This is a genomic window from Streptomyces sp. NPDC101776 (genome assembly GCF_044766845.1).
Lineage (GTDB): Bacteria > Actinomycetota > Actinomycetes > Streptomycetales > Streptomycetaceae > Streptomyces.
Genome location: NZ_JBIWMV010000007.1, coordinates 1 through 19,427, shown reverse-complemented (window position 1 = coordinate 19,427; position 19,427 = coordinate 1). Strand labels below are relative to the sequence as shown.

Here is a 19,427-nt window from a genome sequence, read left to right as displayed (position 1 = left end):
CAGTGGCCGGTCGGGGAATTCGCTCGGTCCGCGGAACGTCGACAGCCCTGCGGCGCTGTCCAACTAGCGGGAGCCTGAGTCGCTTTGGGCGATCGGCTCGGGATCGGCGTCGAGCGCGTCGAGCACGGCGTCTCCGTTCGCCCTCGCCCACTCGGTCAGTGTGTGGATCGGGTCGATCAACGTCGCCCCGAGCGGGGTGAGTTCGTACTCGACGCGGGGCGGCACCTCGGCGTAGGCGTGGCGGCGGACGAGTCCGTGCGCCTCAAGCCGTCGGAGCGTCTGGGTGAGCATCTTGCGGGAGATGCCGCCGATCAGTCCGATCAGCTCGCCATGGCGCACCGGGCCCCTGCTGAGGCCGTAGAGCACGACCGCCGTCCACTTGTCGGCGATGAGCTCGACCGCGAGACGCGCCGGGCAGTCGGCGAGAAAGGGATCACCGGGACCGAAACCGCTCATGGCGCCTAAGGTACCTGGCGGTTCCTATGGGATGCCTAGCCTGGGTGCTCTCCCCCTGTCCCACTTTCCCAAGCCAGGAGAGCCATGCCAGTCACTCCGGACATGCCGGTCATGCGAGTCATCACCCAGCAGACGCCCGGCGGGCCCGAGGTGCTCACCGTCGTCGAGGCGCCCGTGCCCCGGCCCCTCCCGACCGAGGTTCTCGTCCGTGTCGAGGCGATCGGGCTGAACCCGCTGGAGGCGCGGCTGCGCGCCGGTGAGTTCCCGCTGATCGGTCGGCCGCCGTTCGTTCTCGGCTGGGACATCAGCGGTGTGGTCGAACAGGCGCCGGGGACATGGCGGTTCAGGCCCGGCGACGAGGTGTTCGGGATGCCGCTGTTCCCGCGGGCGGCGAGCGCGTACGCCGAGTTCGTGGCGGCGCCGGCGTTGCACCTGGCCCGCAAGCCGGCGTCGCTCTCGCATGTCGAGGCGGCGGCGCTGCCGGTCGTCGGGCTGACGGCGTGGCAGGGCCTCGTCGACCTCGGCGGTGTGAGCGAGGGCGATCGCGTCCTGGTCCACGGCGGCGGTGGCGGGGTCGGCCATGTCGCGGTCCAGATCGCGAAAGCGCTCGGCGCGCATGTGATCGCGACCGCGAGCGGGAGCAAGCGGGCGTTCGTCGAGGGGTTCGGCGCGGACGAGGTGATCGACTACACGGCGGTCGACTTCGCCGAGTCGGTCCGTGACATCGACGTCGTGCTCGACACGATCGGCGGCGACACCGTCGAGCGTTCCCTCCAAGTGCTGCGTCCGGGCGGCCACTTGGTGACGGCGGTGGCCGAGGCGGACGCGGAACTCATCGCCAGGTACGAAGCGGCCGGCATGCGCTTCAGCGGCATCGCGGTCGACCCCGATCCCGTCGCCCTACGAGGTCTCGTCGACCTCGTCGAACAGGGCAGGCTCCGGGTCCATGTGCAGGAGACGTTCCCGTTCGAACGCGTCGCCGACGCACACCGGTTGCTCGACGACGGCCACCTCCGGGGGAAGCTCGTCCTCACGCTCTGATGCGCGAGTACCGGTGGGCCTTGAAGCGGGCGCTCAGCGTCTGACGCGCCCGCGGATCGCGAGGGCACCGAGGCCGAGCAGGGCGGGTTCAACGAGACGGGAGAGCATCTCGGTGTAGGTCCCGGCGGTGGTCAACGATTGGGTCGACGAGCGGAACACCACCGAGTTGATCACCACCCGGGCTGATTTCTCGAACCGCTCGGACGTCATGCGCCGGGTGAGCGGCCCGCCGGGGTCGACCGGATCGGTCGTACTGTCGACCCCCGAAATCCCTGAACTGGTCGAGCTGTTGGTGGACCTGGGCTACGCATCCGCCCTCGGCAGACCCCACAACATCATCACGAGCACGGTGACGGCCATGGCACCCAGCAGCCAGGCCAGGGCCCGGGAAGCGCGCAACCCGTACCCCGACACTGCCCAGTAGAGAGCGAGCAGCGCACACTCGGCGCGGGGCCGCTTCAGGTCGTGACGACGCATCTCCATCTCGCCGTAGTAGAAATCAGCGGAATCCGGCTCGTTCTTGCCGTCCTCGAAGGATTTGCGGAGATGCCGGTACAACGGAGCCAGCGCCGACGGCCCCGGTACGGGTGCTCCGGCGGACGCCGCCGTCCACCCGTCGTAGCCCTGCGCGGCGCGCCAGTGATGCTCCTCTGCCAGGGTCTGTCGTGCCGTCCAGCGCATCGGTATCCGCCCGTGCCGGAGCACCCCCGCAGGCGGCAGCCCCAGGGTGCACTCGCCCTCAAGGCGCAACTGGTCGAGGTGTACGGCGCCGGAGAGCAGGCAGTGGGTGAGGTCGACGTCGTGCAGCGTCAGGTGGGCGGCGTCCACCCCGCGCAGCGATGCCATGTGCACCCGTGCGTCACGGCCGCCCAAGTCGCCTTCATCCAGGGCGCCTTGGCTCCAGTCGGTGCCGGTGCGGTCCGTGAAGGGAGCGGGCTGGGCAGTGATGCTCAAGGGATGCGCCAGAACGGTTTCGCCGAGGTCGACGGTGGCGTACCGCAGGCGCAGGACCGCCGTCGCCTCCCAACGCGTCCGTATGCACCACACCTTCTCCGCGGCTGCCTCGATGACGGCGGGCGCCGCGAAGACGACCGCCGACAGGTCCAGGGAGCCCGCACACGCCAGGGGGCCGAGCCGTGATTCCCGCTCGAACCTGGCTCCGTGGAACCAGGCATGGCCACCGAACCTTGTTCCCTGAAATCCGATGTTCTCCAGGAACTGGGCACCGCCGAACGCGGCATTGTTCAGGAAACGGGCCAGACCGAACCTGGCGTAACCGGCAAACCGCGCCCGGTCGAAACGCGCCTCCTCGGAAAACCGGGCCTCACCGAACCACGCTCGGCCGTCAAACCGTGCTTCGCGGAACTGTGCACCGCGGAACCGTGCCCGCTCGAACTGGGCGTCGCCGCCGAATTCCGTAGCCGCAAAGCGGGCGACGCCAAGGAACACGGCCTGCTCGAACCCGGCTTCGTCCCTGAAGTGAGTTCCACCGAATTCGGCGTCGCCGAGGAACGATGCTGTATCGAACCGAGCCGCGCCCAGGTACGGCCGCTGGGTGGCGGGATCCCGGACGGCATCGAGGAGCCGGTTCAGGAGGTCTTCGGTGAGAGAGGTGCCACGGTGATCGAGATCGCTGCCGGGCCCCAGGCTCGCCAGGTAGTCGGCGCCATGGCTGTCGCCGAGGTGAGCCAGGCATTCGCCGTGGGGCGCTACACGCCGGCCTCGACAGCCGATCGGGGAGCCGGCCGGATCGGCACCGTGTCCGCAGTACGGCCAGGGCGGCGCGGTCGTGGAGAACTGAGCGGTGCGGTCAGGAGGGTAGGTCACACCCGGGAGGGACGTACAGTGCGGGGCGGGAGTTCCCCGCTATTCGTCGAAATCGTCCGAGTAGGCGCACGAGGCGTCGGTGCCGAATAAATTGTCGAGGTAGACCTCGATGTCCTGGACGTCCCGCGCGGTATCTAAGGATTCACCGCCCGGGGAGCCTCCGGCCGATTCCGGCACATTCGGAGCGGGTCTGCGTTCGTCCACGTAGTCCTCCCCGAGGTTTAAATCCTCCTCGTCGCCCCATGAATCGATATTCGCGGGTTCCGTGCCATCGCTGTCCGATCCCGGCTGCATCTCTTCGGGATTGTTCCTCAACGCATCCTCCTTCGTCGGGGGCCGTGCAGCGGATGGACGGCAATCCGATCAATGCGCTGTCGCGTGCCGACCCGTCCGTCGCCGTCGCCGTCGCCGTCGGGCAAATATGCGTCGGAACGCGGCTCTGGTCCAGCCGATTTCGGGTGCACTGGACACGGGCTCTTCGACGACGGCCGGCTCGTCCTGCCATGATCACGCTAGGAGGCGATGTCCAACTGGGGCTACGGTGCACGGTGTTCAGGTTCGACCGCCGGGTGTGCACGCTGCCCAAGGCGCGTGGTGCTCACCCGTCACGCGCAGGGCGTGGACGAGGTCGTGGATGCCCGAACCGGCCGTCAGCAGATCGCGGTTGAGCAGGCGTTCGGCGGTACGCAGGTGGACACGGACGGTGTTCCGGCTCATGCCCAGACGCTCGGCCGTCCGCTGGGCATCGATGTCGGCGTCGATCCAGGCGCCCACGGTGGCCAACAGCCTGTGGTGCCGGGCATCACCGAGTGGGTGGAGGAAGGACTCCGCCCAGGTGGTGGCGGGTGCGGAACGGAGCAACTCCCCAAGAGACGGCACGATCCGCGGGACGTGCACGGCCGGATCGGGCGGGAGGGTGGCGAGCGACAGCGCCAGATCCAGCGCGGCACGGGCGCGGACGTCATCGAAGTCCAGTCCGAGTGCCTCCTCCGCCCGGCGGCAGTAGGCCGCGACGGTGTTGCGGCTGATCTGCAGCAGCCGGGCCACGGCGGTCCGGGGAAAGGTCACTGCCAGGCGTACGACGTCCACGGTGTGCCGGGGGAGGACGCTCAGCGGTTCCACGAAGGCGCGGGCCCAGGCGACGGCTTCACCGCGGGGCAGCAACTGCATCAGCGCGGGCTCGCCGGGGTAGGCGGCCAGCCGCTCCGGGGAGTTGCGGGCGACGACCAGGGCGTGCAGGGCCTCGCCGTAGGCCGCGCCCGTGGCCGCGAGCGGATGGGACCTGCTGATACCCAACGCGTACCCGGGATTTTCCCGCACCAGGCGGCGCAGCACCTCTCCCCGCAGGGAACCGTCACCGGCGTCCACGTCCGCATCGGCGTCCCCGTCCCCGTCCGTGTCCTCGGCGATCGGGCAGATCAAGTGCTCCTTGAAGGCGGGGCAGTGCACCATCAGGCCCTTGCCGTGGTAACCCGAGGGATCCCGATAGGTCCGGGCCGGCCGATCGCGGTCGGCCGGCGGGCAGTGCAGCACTTGGACCCGCACACGCTCGGCGCTCAGCAGCCCCGGGACCTCACCGGTGCTGACCCGCCTGGCCGGCATGACGTCCCCGGTCATGAGCACCGTCAGTACGGCGAAGCGCAGTTGCCGCGCCTTCTCCTCGTACCCGCGCGCACTGTCGTCGGCCGCCAGCGCCCGTCCCAGCAACTCGATGAGACCGCCTGCCTGCGAGGCCAGCGCCGCCGCCTCCCGCGACAGCGCGGACGCGCTGACCGTCACCAGCACAGATCGCGGCTCGCGCCCGCCGAATGCCTCAAGGCGTACCTCCACACCGCCCACCCGCGTCGCGGCAGCGGCCAGCCGCCCGCCGACCACCCGGTCCAACTCCCCGCCCAGCGTGCCTAACAGCTCTCCGGAGAATCCGGCCGTCGCCGCGTCGACCACACCCCCGCACCCGAGCCACGCGACCTCGGCCCCGATCCGCCGACCGAGCCACCCGAGCACCTCTCCCGGGGAGCCCTTGCGCCGCACGACCCTCACGCTCATCGAGATCGTCCCCACGCCCCAACATCCCCACAACCGCACCCACTTCCCCCGGCACGGCGCGTCCGCCGCCCGACAACAACACCTGAACAGCCCGTAGCACGATCATGACCGGTGCTTCCCGCGTCACCTCCGACAGATACGGCCACAGGCCAATGGCACGAAGCCGTCCGGGAGTTGAGTGCCGCGCTCCCATCAGGTTGCCGCAGGAGGCGCAACCACCCACTACACCGCCCCCACACGTCGACCGCCCGCCCCACCCCGCACCTGCGCACACCCCCTCGCCACTGATCCGACTGCCGCCCCAGCGCCTTGCGTAGAGTCGCCCCATGGAATTCCGCAAACTCGGCCGCAGCGGTCTGACGATCAGTGAGATCGCGTACGGCAACTGGCTCACCCACGGCTCCCAGGTCGAGGAGGACGCGGCGCTCGCCTGCGTACGGACCGCCCTCGACGCGGGGATCACCACGTTCGACACCGCCGACGTCTACGCGCAGACCCGGGCCGAATCCGTGCTCGGCCGGGCGTTGAAGGACGAGCGGCGGGAGGGTCTGGAGATCTTCACCAAGGTCTACTTCCCGACCGGCCCCGGACCCAACGACCGCGGCCTGGGCCGCAAGCACATCAGGGAGTCCATCGACAACTCGCTGCGCAGGCTGGGGACCGAGTACGTCGACCTCTACCAGGCACACCGCTACGACCCCACGGTGCCGCTGGAGGAGACCATGGAGGCGTTCGCCGACGTGGTCCACTCCGGCAAGGCGCACTACATCGGCATCTCCGAGTGGACCGCCGACCAGATCCGCGACGCGCACGCGCTCGCCCGGGAGTTGCGCTTCCCGCTGGTGTCCAGCCAGCCGCAGTACTCGATGCTGTGGCGGGTGATCGAGGACGAGATCGTGCCGACCTGCGAGGAACTCGGGCTCGGGCAGATCGTCTGGTCACCCATCGCCCAGGGTGTGCTGACCGGCAAGTACGCGCCGGGCGCCCCGTTGCCGGCCGGGAGCCGCGCCACCGACGAGAAGGGCGGCGCGGACATGGTGGGCCGGTTCCTGCGGGACGACGTCCTGGAGCGGGTCCAGCAGCTCAAGCCCCTCGCCGAGCAGGCCGGACTCTCCCTCGCCCAACTCGCCGTGGCCTGGGTGCTGCAGAACTCCAACGTCTCCGCCGCCATCATCGGCGCCTCGCGCCCCGAACAGGTCACCGAGAACGTCAAGGCCGCCGGGGTCAAACTGGACGCCGACCTCATGCGGGCCATCGACACCCTCCTCGACCCGGTCGCGGAACGCGGCACCCCCAAGGCGGGCCGGGACTGACGTACGACGGACTCCGCGAAGGGTGGGGCTGCTCCAAGGCAGGGCAGTCCCCCCGCGGACTCCCGAAAGAACTCCCGGGAACTGCCAGGTAGACGCGGGGAGTTGACGCTCACACGGATCGGTTCCGGCCCCGCACCAGTGCCTGGTCAGAGCTACGGCGGCGGGAAAGTCGACGTTACCGATGGTTACCTCCAGCTCGGGGCAGTCGTATTCCTTCTCGGAAGCCTCCCGGGCGAATTCGGCCGACCCGGGACACGCGCGGCGACCTGGGAGCCTCCCCCGCGACTCGTTTTTCTCGCACACCCGCTCGCCCCCGTTGAATAAAAGGCAAGAAACACCGGGGAATTGGGCTTCCATTGAACGCAGCCCATCACACCCACCGTACTTCTGGGAAAGGTGAGAAGCCCGGGGTTCAGCGAGGGATGGCCATGGTCGACACGCACGTCTCCGTACACGAGTCGGTCGCCGGCAGATACCGGCCCATGGAGGTCGCCCATCGCGAGACCCACCGGGTCTCCTGGTACGGCGAGGACACGATCGCCGAACGCCCCTGCCTCCTCACGGAGGTGACCCTCCCCGCCGTCCCGGACGGGGAGAGCTCCGGCCGGATCACCGACGGCATCCGGCGCACCACCGACGTCATGGTGCTGCAGTGCCCCACCCGGGTCGCCCCGGTCGTCGACGCCGTCGAGGAGTCCGGCACGCTGTGGACGGTCACCGACTGGATCGACGGCACACCGCTGGGCCAACTCCTCGCCCAGCAGGGCACGTTCCACTACGTACGGGCCGCCCGCATCGGACTCGAACTGCTCGACATCCTGGAGGCGGCGCACAGCGAGGGCATCACCCACGGCGAACTCAGCCCCGGCCAGGTGTTCGTGCGGGACCGGGGCGGGGTCGTCCTCACCGGCTTCGGCCTCGCGGGCGCCACCCTCGTCCCGCGGATCACCGCACCCTCGTACGCCTCCCCCGAACAGGCACGGGACGAGCGCATCGGTCCCGCCGCCGACCTGTGGGCGCTGGGCGCGATCCTCTACACGCTCGTCGAGGGACACCCGCCGTTCCGCGACCGGGGCCGCCCCGAGGCGACGATGAAGGGCGTGGACCGGCTCCCGATGCGCGGCCCTTCGCGCGCCGGGCCGCTGGCACAGGTAGTACAGGGGCTGCTGCGCAAGGACTCCCGGGAACGGCTGACCCGCCCGGTGGTCCGCGAGTTGCTCACCCGCATCCTCAACGACGACCCGTACGCCGACCGGAATCCGGTCCCGCTGCCACGGCTGCGACGGGCCTACGACGCCGTGCGCGGGGCGGGCACCACCTGGAGCGGGCGGGGCATGGCCGCCGGGACCGCGCTCGCCGTCGGCACCGTCACGGTCGCCGTCCTCGCCGCCACCCACCAGTTGCCCGGCACCGAGTCCTCGGCCGCGACCGCCCCCTCGCAGCCCCCGACCGCTTCGGCCGCCGCCTCGGCCACCACCCCCGGCGAGAACGTCGACGGGCATGCCTACAGCCCGTCCGCCACGCCTTCGCCGACGGCCCCGACCTCGCCCGCCGCCTCCGCCTCGCCCTCGGTCACCGCGTCCCCCTCCCCCACCGCCTCGGCGCTGCCGGCCGGCTTCCGCGTGTTCAAGGCCTCGCAGGGTTTCTCCGTCGCGCTCCCCAAGGGCTGGAAGGTGCTGGAGACCCAGCAGGCGACCGACGCCTACCGGATCACCTTCGGCGCCTCGGGCGACCCGCGCACACTGGCCGTGACGTACAGCACCAAGGCGGGCCCGGACCCCGTCGCCGTATGGCGGGACGACGTTCTTCCGGGGCTGAAGCAGACCGAGGGGTTCCAGCAGATCGGCGACATCAGGGCCACGACGTTCCAGGGCGACAAGGCGGCCGACCTGGAATGGCTCTCCGGAACCGGCGACGACCAGGTGCGTACGCTCGGGCGGGGTTTCCTGATCGGCGGCGGGCGCAGTTTCTCGCTACGGTGGACGACGCCCGCCGACGAATGGAACGACGCGGCCAACCGCCAGGCCCTGCAGACCTTCTTCAAGACCTTCCGGCGAGAGTCGAACTGAACTGACGGCGACGCGAGAGGCGGGCGGTCAAACCAGCGGCAATGGGTGGATATAGGCTGCCTGTTCGTACCGTGCCTCATCACCAGCCAGGAGAGTCCGCCTTGACCGTAGTGATCGACCAGGCCGAGACGTCCTTCACCGCTCTCGACGACGCCGGCCTCGTCGCCCGGGACGCGCACGAGTTCGGAGCCTACGCCCGCACCGGCGGCTGGGCATTCGGCCTCAAGGTGGCGCGCAGCGTACGGCCCGGCGGGCAGAGCGCGGACGAGACGCCGAAGGTGTCCGCGAAGGAGTTCGCCGAGCTCGCCGACTGCTCCCCCGAGCGTGTCATGCGCTACTACAAGGCCTGGGACCGGGCCGCGGACGACGGTCTCGTCCCGCACTTCGAGGAGCTGTCCCCCGGCCAGGAGGTCGAACTCCCGGACGCCGACGTGTGGTTGAACTACTACGTCTCCCGTTCCAGCGCGACCTCCGAGCGCGGCACCGCGATCTCCGAGGCCGCCGAGGCCGAGGGCATCCGGCCCACCAAGGCGCTGGAGGTCGCGGAGAACCCGACCGCGCTGCGCGCCGCGATCCTCGCCGACCCGTCGACCGCGCGTGCGGCCCGGCAGGCTCTGCTGGACCGCGTCCGCGAGGACCCGGAACTCCAGTCGGAGCTGGCCCGGGACGTCGTGCGCACCGACGACCTGAAGAAGGCGGTGGCGACGGAGAGCCGCTCGGCGGACCGGATCGGATACGTCCGCCAGATCGCCGAGTCGGGCCAGATCAAGACCCCCGCGGGACAGACCGTCGACGCGCCCGTCGACCTGCGCCAGGAGGCCGAGCGGCACCTGTCGCTGCTCGACGAGCTGGAGGACGGCGAGGACACCGGCGGCTGGGCCACCGAGGCCTACGACACGATGAAGAACCTGGTCGTCGAGGCGGTGGAGGCCGACCCCGAACTGCGTGTCCAGGAGAAGCGGACGAAGTTCTACAGCAGCCTCCAGAAGGCCACGAAGGCCTTCGAGGAGCTGACCTTCGACGACGCCCAGGACTTCTACGAGGACGACATGGTCCAGCGTCTGGAGGAGCTCCAGCAGGCCATCGACAGCTGCCTCACCGCGCTGCGCAGGACCACCACGCCGGCTGAGTAGCCGTACTCATGTAGCGACTTCGGCCTTCGGACACGATGGGGCTCCCCACGACAAGGGAGCCCCATCGTGTCCGTCGTTCCTTCCGCACCGCGAGGCCGTCTGCCCGCCGCCATGGTCGCGCTGGTGGTCGTCGGCATGACCCTCTCCGCCTGGCGTCCGCACGACCGCACGACGTGGTTCCTGGAGACCGTGTGGGTCTTCGTCGGACTGCCGGTGATCGTCCTGACCTGGCGGCGCTTCCCCATGACCGGCCTGCTGTGCTGTCTGCTCGCCGCGCACGCGCTGGTCCTCGCCGTCGGCGGCCACTACACGTACGCACAGGTACCGGCGGGCGACTGGGTCCGGGACACCTTCGGCCTCAGCCGTAATCCCTACGACCGTCTCGGCCACCTCATGCAGGGCTTCGTACCGGCCGTCCTGGTAAGGGAGTTGCTCACCCGCACCTCACCCCTGCGCGGCAGCCGCTGGCTGGCGCCGCTCACGGTGTGCGCGTGCCTCGCCTTCAGCGCGCTCTTCGAGCTGTTCGAGTGGGCGGCGGCCGTGATCGGCGGGCACGGCGCGGACGCCTTCCTGGCCACGCAGGGGGATGTGTGGGACACGCAGTGGGACATGTTCTGCGCGCTGATCGGGGCCACGGTCTCGGTGCTGGTGCTCAGCCGGGTCCACGACCGGCAGATGGCGCGGCTCGGGGTCATCGGGTCGTATCGCGCCGCCGCGCCCACAGCGGCAGTACGAACCAGCACAGCAGGTACCAGGTGACCACGCCCGCGACCAGCCAGGGCACGTACGCGTCGTGGGTCGCGACCCGGAGCACCAGCAGCAGCGCGGCGGTCATGGTGGCGAGCAGCAGGACGAGGCCGACGAAGGTCAGCCGGGACGCCCAGCGCACCGCCTGGGGTTTCACGCTCCGGCCGGAGACCAGACGGTGCAGGGACACCGGGCCGATCAGCGCTCCGGTGGCGGTGGCGCCGAGGACGACGGTCACGAGGTAGAGCACCTGGTTCGCGTGCTCCAACTGCTCGTACTTCGGGGTGAAGACGACGGTGAGCAGGAACCCGAACAGGATCTGCACTCCGGTCTGCGCGACCCGGACCTCCTGGATGAGTTCGCCCCACATGCGGTCCGCGCGCTCGTCCTCGGACTCGTCGCGTCCCGTCCGCCGGTCTTCCTGGGTCATGCGGTCCGTGTAACCGGACCGCACGCCCTTCAAACAAGGGCCCCTCAAGAGGACCCGTCACACGGGGCCGGTGCCTACCAGCGGCCCTCCACCTGGTCCTTGATCCGGCGGTCGTAGAGGTCGCGGATCGCGGTGAGCGTGTCCTCGGACAGGGCGGGCAGCTTCGCGGCGGCGGCGTTGGCGCGGGCCTGTTCGGGTGAGCGGGCGCCGGGGATGACCGTGGTGACACCGGGCTGGTCGATGATCCAGCGCAGGGCGAGCTGAGCCGGGGTGTACCCCTCGGGCGCCAGCGCGGAGAACTCGGCGGCGGCCTCGACGCCGGTCGTGTAGTCCACGCCGGAGAAGGTCTCGCCCTGGTCGAAGGCCTCGCCGTGCCGGTTGTACGTGCGGTGGTCGTTCTCCGGGAAGACCGTGTCCTTGGTGTACTTGCCGGACAGCAGGCCGGAGGCGAGGGGCACGCGCGCGATGATGCCGACGCCCGCCTCCTGCGCGGCCGGGAGCACCTGGAGCAGGGGCTTCATACGGAACGCGTTCAGGATGATCTGCACGCTGGTCACGTTCGGCCGGGCGATCGCCGTGAGGGCTTCCTCGCAGGTCTCGACGCTGACGCCGTAGCGGGCGATGCGCTCCTCGGCGACCAGGGTGTCGAGGGCGTCGAACACCTCGTCCGAGGAGTAGACCGCCGTCGGCGGGCAGTGCAGCTGCACGAGGTCGACGCGGTCGACGCCGAGGTTGCGGCGCGAACGGTCGTTCCACGCGCGGAAGTTGTCGAGGACGTAGTTCTCCGGGATCTGGTCGACGCGGCGGCCCATCTTCGTCGCGACCAGGACATGCAGATCGGGCCGGCCGCTCAGGAACGTGGCGATGGTCTGCTCGCTGCGTCCGTCGCCGTACACGTCGGCCGTGTCGAAGAAGGTCACCCCCGACTCCGCCGCCGCCTCCAGTACGGCGAGGGCTTCCTTGTCGTCGACGTCTCCCCAGTCGGCGCCGAGCTGCCAGGTGCCGAGACCGACGACGGATGCCTGCTGCCGCGACCTGCCGATTACACGTTCGTCCATGCCGTCAGTCTGCCATCCGCCACCGACCTGCGCGGAACGGGCTCCTCCGGGCCGTGACCTGTGAACCTTCACTCACACGAGTGAACCCATTCGACAGGATGCCTACTCGTGTCAACGGGCCCCTAGCGTGTGCGCGTGACCGATCATGTGGCGAACAACCTCCAGCCGGGGAACGGCAGTTCCGCTCCCTGGACCCGTCGGGGCTTCCTTCTCTCCGCGGCGGCCCTGGCCGCCGTACCCGTGCTCCTGACGGCCGATCCGGCCCTCGCCGCGGCCGAGCTGCCCGACTTCCCGGCCGAGGTCGACCTGTACCGCTCGGCGTACCGGAACTGGGCCGGCGAGATCACCGCCGACGGGCTGTGGGCGTGCGCGCCGACCGACGCCGGCCAGGTGGTGTCCGTCGTCAACTGGGCCTGGCAGCAAGGGTGGCGGGTCCGCGCCCGTGGCTCCTCGCACGGCTGGTCGCCGCTGACGATCGAGCCGGGTACGGCGGCCGACGCGCCGGTGCTGCTGGTCGACACCGGCCCGCACCTCACCGGCCTGGCCCTGGACTCGGGCTCGGCCGTACGGGCCGGTACGGGTGTCACCCTGGAGGCGCTGCTCACCTTCCTGGAGGGCCACGGTCTCGGTCTCACCGCCTCGCCCGCGCCCGGCGATCTGACGCTCGGCGGCGCTCTGGCCATCGACGCGCACGGCACGGCCGTACCGGCACACGGCGAGACGCGGACGGCCGGGCACACGTTCGGGTCGCTCAGCAATCTCGTGCTGTCGCTGACGGCGGTGGTGTGGGACGCGGACACCGGCGCGTACGTCCTGCGGACCTACACCCGCGACCAGGCGGACTGCGCGGCGCTGCTCACCCATCTGGGGCGTGCGCTGGTCACCGAGGTCGTACTGCGGGTCGGTGCGAACGCGAATCTGCGCTGCGTCAGCCGTACGGACATCACGGCCACCGAGCTGTTCGCGGCGCCCGGGTCGGGCGGGCGGACCTTCGCGAGCTTCCTGGACGCGTCGGGGCGGGCCGAGGCGATCTGGTTCGCGTTCACCGAGTTCCCCTGGCTGAAGGTGTGGAGTGTCGCCCCGACCAAGCCGTTGACCTCGCGGCGCGTCTCGTCTCCGTACAACTATCCGTTCTCCGACAACGTGCCGACCCTGGTCGCGGATCTCGCCGGGCGGATCCTGTCCGATGCCGCGTGGTATCTGGCGCCGGTGCTCGGCAACGCCCAACTCGACGTCGCCGCGCTGGGGTTGACGACGACTCTGTCGGCGGACATCTGGGGACCGTCCAAGAACACGCTGCTCTACATCAAGCCGACGACACTGCGGGAGGCCGCCAACGGCTATGCGGTGCTCACCTCACGGGCCCAAGTGCAGCGCGTGGTGCACGAGTTCACCGAGTTCTACCGGGAACGGCTCGCCGCGTACGCCGCGCTCGGCCGGTTCCCCGTCAACGGCACCGTCGAGATCCGGGTGACCGGCCTCGACCACCCCGCCGACACCGAACTCACCGGAGCCCGCGCCCCGTTGCTGTCCGCGCTACGGCCCGGCGGCGAGCACCCCGGGTGGGACACGGCGGTCTGGCTGGACGTCCTGACGCTGCCCGGCACGCCGTACGCGGAGGAGTTCCTGCGGGAGTTGGAGCAGTTCCTGCTGCGCTCGTACGACGGCGCGGACGCCCTGACCCGGGTCGAGTGGTCGAAGGGCTGGGCCTACACCGAGCAGGCCGCGTGGAGCGACGAGGAGGTGCTCGGCACCGCGATCCCGGGCTCGTTCGGGGAGTCGGTGTGGGGGCAGGCGGCGGGGACCTTCGACCGGCTGGACCCGCACGGGGTGTTCGGGAACGCCTTCCTGGACCGGCTGTTCGGCTAGCACCGGCCGACGCCCTCACCCGTGGACCCCGAACGGTCACTCCGGTGCGCCCGCCCACTCCACCGCCCTGCGGCGCAGGGAGAGGCCCGCCGAAGCGACCGCCGAGACAACCGCGAGCACCGCGCAGGCGCCCACCGCCGCGAGGGTCGCCCACGGGATCTCGATCGACGTCCACACCGAGAGCAGGCCCAACGCGCCCCACATGCCTGCCAGGTTGAGCCCTGCGACCAGCGCTCCCAGCAACCCGCCGACCATGACCACCATCAGCGCCTCGGCCCCCACCAGCCGCAGCACCTGCCACCTGGTGGCGCCGGCCAGCCGCAGCACAGCCAGTTCGCGGGCCCGGTCGGAGGTCGCCATGACCATCGTGTTGGCCAGGGAGATGCCGGTGTAGAGGAGGGCGATCCCGAGCACCAGGAAGAAGCCCGCCCGGGTCGTCCGGTTCGTCTCGGGGCGCATCGCACGCAACCATGCGTCCCTGGTGAGGACGTCCCCGCCCGACGCCCGCACCGCCCGGCGCAGACCGGCGGCCACGGTGCCCGCGTCGGCACCGCCCGCGAGGCGTACGTCGACCCGGTCGACGGGGGCGGCAGGGGCGTTGCGCGGGGTGACGTAGACGCCGTTGTCGCCGGCGCCGATCGTCATGACCGCGGCGATCTTCAGGGACTTCCTCGTGCCGTCGCCGAGCCACACGTCGACCCGCTCGCCCACGGTGTGCCGCTGCCACTCCTCGTTGACGATGATCGAGTCGTCGTCCAGATCGCTCAACCTCCCTGCGGCGAGCGGGAGTCGGGCCGTTGCCGCGAACGGTTCCGGCTCGACGGCCCTGGCGTCGGACCTGATGAGCGCCACGCCGTCCTCCAGGACGTACACGGCGCTCGACGAACTCGCCGAGACCTCGGCGCCGTTCACGGCCCGAAGCCGCTTCAGCGTCGGCTCGTCGAAGCCGGCGTCGCCCGCCGGAGTGACCACGAAGTCGGCGACGGTCCGCTCACGCAACTCGGTGGTCTTCGCCTGGTCGAGGGTCGCGGTGGCGCCGAGCAGCGAGCCCGCCAGCGCGACCGTGACCAGCACGGGCGCAGTGACGGCGGCGGTACGGCGCACCCCGGCGGCGGAGTTCTCCCGGACCAAGATCCCACCGGCGCCCGGTAGTTGGGCCGGTAGCCAGCCGACCAGCCGGACCAGCGGCCGCGCCAGCACCGGCGCGAGCAGCGCGACCGAGGTGATCAGCAGCATGGGCCGGCTCACGTAGGTCTTGCGCTGGAGCAGTTCGCCCGGGTTCGTCACGAGGGCCAGGGCCAGCGTCACTCCGGCGGTGATCAGCAGAGCCACGCCGAACAGCCGACGGCCCCGTGTCATCGGCCGGGTGTCCACGGACGCCTCGCGCAGCGCCTCGGTGGGACCGGTGCGCCCCGCCCGCCAGGACGCGGCCAGCACCCCGCACAGGGCCACGAACAGGCCTGTCCAGAAAGCCAGTTGGTAGGGCCAGGTGTAGCCGCCGATGGTGAACCAGCGGGGCGCGAGACCCTCGTCGACCGCCCACTCGGCGAGCTTCGGAGCCCCGTAGGAACCGAACACACAGCCGGTGGCCGAGGCGAGCACACCGACCACGAGCGCCTCGCAGAGGACCATGCGGCGGATCTGCCCCGGGGTCGCCCCGGCGGTGCGCAGCAGCCCGAACTCACGGCGCCGCTGCGCCACCGTGAACGCGAAGGTCGAGGCCACCACGAACACCGACACGAACCCGGTGACCCCGCCGGCCGTGCCGAACATGGCGTTCATCGCGGTGAGGGCCTCGCTGTCCCGGTCGGGGTCGGCGTCGGCATACCGGCGCGCGCTCCCGGTGAGGACCTGTACGCCCGCACTGCCGCGCACCGCCTCCCGTACGGCCGCCGCGTCGGCGCCGACCACCAACTGGACGCTGTGCGGCGACAGTTGGGCGGCGCGGGCGTCGGTGTAGAACACGGCGTTCTCGAAGCCCAGTCCGGTCACGGTGCCGACGACGCGCACCGTGCCGGTGTCGGTCCGCACCCGGGTGCCCGGACCGCCCCAGTCACCGCTGACGACGACCTCGTCCGCGGCCTCGGGGGCGCGTCCCGCTGCGAGTTCGTACGGCGCGAAGGCCGCGGTGGACCAGGGGTGGCCCACAAGCCCGGCGGGGCCGCCCTCGGCCCGCACGGCGAACGACCGGTCCTCGACGACGGTCGCGAGGTCGCGCAGTTTCGCGATCACCTCGTCGGGCACGGCACGCGGCTGCGGGAGCTTCCGGGTGCGGTCGCCGTTCGAGGTGGACACCTCAAGGGTGTCCTGGCCCTTGACGACGACCGGCGCGGCGGCGAATCGCTCCGGCGCGCGGTCGGGTGCGTCCGCCGAGGACGCCAGGGCCAGCCCCATCACGGCGATGAGCGCCACGCCCAGGGAGAGCGCGACGAAGCTGCCGACGAAGGTGACCCAGCGGGCGCGCAGGGTGTGCAGGGTGGTGGTCAGCACGGGGCCGCCTCCAGCTTGGTCATGCGCGCCGCGATGTCCTCGGCAGAGGCTCCGAGCAGCTCGCCGTCGAGACGGCCGTCGACGAGGAGGACGACGCGGTCGGCGTGGGCGGCGGCGACCGGGTCGTGGGTGACCATGACGATCGTCCGGCCGTCCTGGTCGACCATGCCGCGCAGCAGGGTCAGTACCTCGCGGCCGGTCTTCGTGTCGAGCGCGCCGGTCGGCTCGTCGCCGAACAGCACGTCGGGGCGGGTGATCAGGGCGCGGGCCAGGGCGACCCGCTGCTGTTGGCCGCCGGACAGCTCCGTCGGGCGGTGCCGCGCGCGGTAGCCGAGTCCGACCTGTTCGAGGACCTCGCGCACCTGGGCCTTCTTCGGGCGGCGGCCGGCCAGCCGGAGCGGCAGGGCCACGTTCTGCTCGGCGGTCAGCGAGGGCAGCAGGTTGAACGCCTGGAACACGAAGCCGATGCGTTCGCGGCGCAGCAGGGTCAGCCCGGTCTCGCTCAGTGTGGTCAGCTCCGTGTCGCCCACCATGACGGAGCCCGACGTGGGCCGGTCCAGGCCCGCGGCGCACTGCAACAGGGTCGACTTGCCGGACCCGGAGGGGCCCATCACGGCGGTGAACGTCCCCCTGGGGAAGGCGAGCGACACCCGGTCAAGGGCGGTGACGGATGTGCCGCCGGAGCCGTAGCGCCGGGTCACCGAGCGCAATCGGATCGCGTCGTTGCTCATGTGTTCCCCCACCTGTAACTTCTCCTCGGCTCGTCGGTGCCACAACGAAACCGCCGAAGCCCCGCGCAACGCAGTAGGCCCCGACCGAGACTTGGGGTAGGGCCAGGCATACCCCCGATACGCCCACTGGGCCGATGGCACCGGACCCGTGGACCCGCCTACGGTCATGCACATGCACCCTCGGAATGTGTGGCAGGCCATGTCCCGGCCGGGCTTCCTGCTGTCGGCCTGGCCCTGGCGCTCGGCCGCGTATCTGCTCACCGGCGCGGTGACCGGCGTCGCCGCCCTGGTGGGGATCGTGACGGTGACCGCGGTCTGCGGTGCGCTCGCCCTCGTCCTGGTGGGGCTGCCTCTGCTCGTCCTGGTCGCCCTCAGCGGGATCCCGATGGCCCGGGTGGAGCGGTACAGGGTGCGTCTGATCGACCGCGACCCGGTGTCAGGCCGGCACCAGGTACCGACCGCGCCGGGACCGTGGGCCTGGCTGACCACCCGGCTGCGGGAACAGACGACCTGGCGGGAACTCGGGTACGCGCTGCTGTTCGCCGGGCTGCTGTGGCCGGTCGACGCCCTGGCCGTCACGGTCGCCTTGTTCGTCCCCCTGTCCATGGTCGCCGCCCCGCTGCTGATGGCCACGGTCGGCGACGGCCACGAGGCGAAGGTGCTCAAGCAGTGGACGGTGACCACCTGGCCGACCGCCTTCGGCGTCGCCGTGCTGGGTCTCCTCCTGATGGGCCTGTGCGCTTACGTGCTCGGCGTCACGGCGGGCGCCCGCGCCGCGCTGACCCGGCTGCTGATCGCCTCCCGCGAGGGCGAGTTGGGCGCCGAGGTTGTCGAACTGGCCCGCTCCCGTGTCCGGTTGGTGGACGCCTTCGAGGCCGAGCGGCGTCGTATCGAACGCGATCTGCACGACGGCGCCCAACAGCGCCTGGTGGCACTGACGTTGACCCTCGGACTGGCCCGCCTCGACGCCCCGCCCGGCCCGCTCTCCGACCAACTCGCCAAGGCCCACGAGGAGGCGGGCCAGGCACTCGCGGAGCTGCGCGAGCTCATCCACGGCATCCACCCCAAAGTCCTTACGGACTACGGTCTTCAGGCCGCCGTCAGCGACGCCGCCGACCGCTGCGTGGTCCCCGTCGACGTCGACCTCGAACTGCCGGGGCGGCCCACGCGGGCGGTCGAGTCCGCGGCGTACTTCGTGGTCTGCGAGGCGCTGGCCAACGTCGCCCGGCACAGCGGGGCCGACGGCGCGCGGGTGAGCGGCGGTCATCGCGACGGACGCCTGTTCCTGGAGGTGCGCGACGACGGCCGCGGCGGCGCGGACCCCTCGGTGGGCAGTGGCCTCACCGGTCTCGCGGACCGGGTGTCGGTGCTGGATGGCAGACTCGCCCTGACCAGTCCGCCGGGTGGACCGACTCTGTTGCGTGTGGAGTTTCCTTGCCAGTTGACCGAGGTGGCCGATCGCTCCGCGTAGTGCTGGCCGAAGACAGCGTGCTGCTGCGCGACGGGCTCGTCGGCCTGCTCACCCGCTGCGGCCACGAGGTGGTGGCGGCCGTCGGGGACGCGCCGGCTCTGGTCGCCGCGGTCGAGGAGCACGCCCCCGACATCGTGGTGACGGACGTCCGCATGCCGCCCGGTTTCCAGGACGAGGGCCTGCACGCGGCCGTGCGGCTGCGCGAGAAGCACCCCGCGCTGCCGGTCCTGGTCCTCAGTCAGTACGTGCAACGGACGTACGCCGCCGAACTCCTGGACTCCGGCGACGGATCGGGCGTCGGCTATCTGCTCAAGGACCGGGTCGGCCAGGTCGAGGAGTTCGTGGAGGCGCTGCACAAGGTGGCGGACGGCGGGACGGTCGTCGACCCCGAGGTGGTACGGCAGTTGCTGCGTCGGCGCCGCGATCCGCTGGAGCGGCTCACCCCGCGCGAGCGCGAGGTGCTGGCACTGATCGCCGAGGGCAGGTCCAACGGCGCGATCGCCAAGGAGCTGGTGGTGTCCGAAGCGGCGATCGGCAAGCACATCGGCAACATCCTCACCAAGCTGGACCTGCCCCCGACGGAGCAGACCCACCGCAGGGTGCTGGCCGTCCTCGCCTACCTGCGGGCCTGACACAGGTGAGCCAGTACGGCTAGATGAATGAGTCCAAGGGATGGCCTGCGGACATAGGACGAGGGCGTCCAATGTCAGTGTGTGAAGACAGACCTGGACACCCTCGCGACAGCA

The 19,427-nt window shown here is 71.0% G+C and carries 17 protein-coding genes; 8 read left to right on the top strand and 9 right to left on the bottom strand.

Going from position 1 to position 19,427, the window contains the following annotated elements; all coding sequences use genetic code 11:
- Positions 1 to 63: 63 nt before the first annotated feature.
- Entirely contained in the window at positions 64 to 456 is a 393-nt protein-coding gene (locus tag ACIRRY_RS22875) for a winged helix-turn-helix transcriptional regulator (protein ID WP_403975628.1), read from the bottom strand.
- Positions 457 to 567: 111 nt separating this feature from the next.
- Between ACIRRY_RS22875 and ACIRRY_RS22870 the strand changes: the two genes are divergently transcribed.
- Positions 568 to 1,497: an NADP-dependent oxidoreductase gene (locus ACIRRY_RS22870; RefSeq protein ID WP_403976382.1), complete on the top strand. Its 930-nt coding sequence runs from the start codon at positions 568 to 570 to the stop codon at positions 1,495 to 1,497.
- Positions 1,498 to 1,530: 33 nt separating this feature from the next.
- On the opposite strand, the gene ACIRRY_RS22865 is transcribed toward ACIRRY_RS22870, so the two are convergent.
- The 4 genes from ACIRRY_RS22865 to ACIRRY_RS22850 form a co-directional block, all read right to left on the bottom strand.
- Entirely contained in the window at positions 1,531 to 1,707 is a 177-nt protein-coding gene (locus ACIRRY_RS22865) for a hypothetical protein (protein WP_403975626.1), read from the bottom strand.
- 93 nt (positions 1,708 to 1,800) lie between these two features.
- A complete protein-coding gene (locus tag ACIRRY_RS22860; protein ID WP_403975624.1) occupies positions 1,801 to 3,324 on the bottom strand; it encodes a pentapeptide repeat-containing protein in 1,524 nt (507 codons plus the stop codon).
- 39 nt (positions 3,325 to 3,363) lie between these two features.
- Positions 3,364 to 3,639, bottom strand: coding sequence for a hypothetical protein (locus tag ACIRRY_RS22855; protein WP_403975621.1), 276 nt, complete (start codon positions 3,637 to 3,639; stop codon positions 3,364 to 3,366).
- A 237-nt stretch (positions 3,640 to 3,876) separates the two neighbouring features.
- A complete protein-coding gene (locus tag ACIRRY_RS22850) occupies positions 3,877 to 5,370 on the bottom strand; it encodes a helix-turn-helix domain-containing protein (protein WP_403975618.1) in 1,494 nt (497 codons plus the stop codon).
- 326 nt (positions 5,371 to 5,696) lie between these two features.
- Here ACIRRY_RS22850 and ACIRRY_RS22845 point away from each other — a divergent pair, with 326 nt between their 5' ends.
- The 4 genes from ACIRRY_RS22845 (at position 5,697) to ACIRRY_RS22830 (ending at position 10,644) form a co-directional block, all read left to right on the top strand.
- Positions 5,697 to 6,683, top strand: a complete 987-nt coding sequence (locus tag ACIRRY_RS22845; protein ID WP_403975616.1) for an aldo/keto reductase family protein — start codon at positions 5,697 to 5,699, stop codon at positions 6,681 to 6,683.
- A gap of 422 nt (positions 6,684 to 7,105) precedes the next feature.
- On the top strand, positions 7,106 to 8,752 hold the full coding sequence (locus ACIRRY_RS22840; RefSeq protein ID WP_403975613.1) for a serine/threonine protein kinase: 1,647 nt from the start codon (positions 7,106 to 7,108) through the stop codon (positions 8,750 to 8,752).
- A gap of 110 nt (positions 8,753 to 8,862) precedes the next feature.
- Positions 8,863 to 9,885, top strand: a complete 1,023-nt coding sequence (locus ACIRRY_RS22835; RefSeq protein ID WP_403976380.1) for a hypothetical protein — start codon at positions 8,863 to 8,865, stop codon at positions 9,883 to 9,885.
- Between the two features lie 111 nt (positions 9,886 to 9,996).
- Positions 9,997 to 10,644, top strand: a complete 648-nt coding sequence (locus tag ACIRRY_RS22830) for a DUF2238 domain-containing protein (protein ID WP_403976378.1) — start codon at positions 9,997 to 9,999, stop codon at positions 10,642 to 10,644.
- Here the strand turns inward: ACIRRY_RS22830 and ACIRRY_RS22825 are convergent.
- Positions 10,577 to 11,062, bottom strand: coding sequence for a DUF6328 family protein (locus ACIRRY_RS22825; RefSeq protein WP_403975610.1), 486 nt, complete (start codon positions 11,060 to 11,062; stop codon positions 10,577 to 10,579). The two genes, ACIRRY_RS22830 and ACIRRY_RS22825, sit on opposite strands and share 68 nt — an antisense overlap.
- A 74-nt stretch (positions 11,063 to 11,136) precedes the next feature.
- Positions 11,137 to 12,120, bottom strand: coding sequence for an aldo/keto reductase (locus tag ACIRRY_RS22820; RefSeq protein ID WP_403975607.1), 984 nt, complete (start codon positions 12,118 to 12,120; stop codon positions 11,137 to 11,139).
- 135 nt (positions 12,121 to 12,255) lie between these two features.
- On the opposite strand from ACIRRY_RS22820, the gene ACIRRY_RS22815 reads away from it, so the two are divergent.
- Positions 12,256 to 13,989, top strand: coding sequence for a cholesterol oxidase substrate-binding domain-containing protein (locus ACIRRY_RS22815; protein WP_403975604.1), 1,734 nt, complete (start codon positions 12,256 to 12,258; stop codon positions 13,987 to 13,989).
- 36 nt (positions 13,990 to 14,025) lie between these two features.
- Here ACIRRY_RS22815 and ACIRRY_RS22810 read toward each other — a convergent pair whose 3' ends face one another.
- Together ACIRRY_RS22810 and ACIRRY_RS22805 are read right to left on the bottom strand one after the other, a co-directional pair.
- Entirely contained in the window at positions 14,026 to 16,479 is a 2,454-nt protein-coding gene (locus ACIRRY_RS22810) for an ABC transporter permease (protein ID WP_403975602.1), read from the bottom strand.
- Positions 16,473 to 17,210, bottom strand: coding sequence for an ABC transporter ATP-binding protein (locus tag ACIRRY_RS22805; RefSeq protein ID WP_403975600.1), 738 nt, complete (start codon positions 17,208 to 17,210; stop codon positions 16,473 to 16,475). The genes ACIRRY_RS22810 and ACIRRY_RS22805 overlap by 7 nt, the downstream gene beginning before the upstream one ends.
- Before the next feature lie 199 nt (positions 17,211 to 17,409).
- Between ACIRRY_RS22805 and ACIRRY_RS22800 the strand changes: the two genes are divergently transcribed.
- Together ACIRRY_RS22800 and ACIRRY_RS22795 are read left to right on the top strand one after the other, a co-directional pair.
- Complete coding sequence (locus ACIRRY_RS22800; RefSeq protein ID WP_403976376.1) at positions 17,410 to 18,681, top strand: sensor histidine kinase; 1,272 nt, start codon at positions 17,410 to 17,412, stop codon at positions 18,679 to 18,681.
- Complete coding sequence (locus tag ACIRRY_RS22795; protein WP_403975597.1) at positions 18,681 to 19,313, top strand: response regulator; 633 nt, start codon at positions 18,681 to 18,683, stop codon at positions 19,311 to 19,313. Before ACIRRY_RS22800 ends, ACIRRY_RS22795 begins: the two co-directional genes overlap by 1 nt.
- Positions 19,314 to 19,427 lie beyond the last annotated feature (114 nt).

What these genes read in the sequence shown, in the direction of transcription:
- ACIRRY_RS22875 (WP_403975628.1), bottom strand. Translation starts at nt 456, where the DNA reads ATGAGCGGTTTCGGTCCCGGTGATCCCTTTCTCGCCGACTGCCCGGCG.
- ACIRRY_RS22870 (WP_403976382.1), top strand. Translation starts at nt 568, where the DNA reads ATGCGAGTCATCACCCAGCAGACGCCCGGCGGGCCCGAGGTGCTCACC.
- ACIRRY_RS22865 (WP_403975626.1), bottom strand. Translation starts at nt 1,707, where the DNA reads ATGACGTCCGAGCGGTTCGAGAAATCAGCCCGGGTGGTGATCAACTCG.
- ACIRRY_RS22850 (WP_403975618.1), bottom strand. Translation starts at nt 5,370, where the DNA reads ATGAGCGTGAGGGTCGTGCGGCGCAAGGGCTCCCCGGGAGAGGTGCTC.
- ACIRRY_RS22845 (WP_403975616.1), top strand. Translation starts at nt 5,697, where the DNA reads ATGGAATTCCGCAAACTCGGCCGCAGCGGTCTGACGATCAGTGAGATC.
- ACIRRY_RS22840 (WP_403975613.1), top strand. Translation starts at nt 7,106, where the DNA reads ATGGCCATGGTCGACACGCACGTCTCCGTACACGAGTCGGTCGCCGGC.
- ACIRRY_RS22830 (WP_403976378.1), top strand. Translation starts at nt 9,997, where the DNA reads ATGGTCGCGCTGGTGGTCGTCGGCATGACCCTCTCCGCCTGGCGTCCG.
- ACIRRY_RS22825 (WP_403975610.1), bottom strand. Translation starts at nt 11,062, where the DNA reads ATGACCCAGGAAGACCGGCGGACGGGACGCGACGAGTCCGAGGACGAG.
- ACIRRY_RS22820 (WP_403975607.1), bottom strand. Translation starts at nt 12,120, where the DNA reads ATGGACGAACGTGTAATCGGCAGGTCGCGGCAGCAGGCATCCGTCGTC.
- ACIRRY_RS22805 (WP_403975600.1), bottom strand. Translation starts at nt 17,210, where the DNA reads ATGAGCAACGACGCGATCCGATTGCGCTCGGTGACCCGGCGCTACGGC.
- ACIRRY_RS22800 (WP_403976376.1), top strand. Translation starts at nt 17,410, where the DNA reads ATGTCCCGGCCGGGCTTCCTGCTGTCGGCCTGGCCCTGGCGCTCGGCC.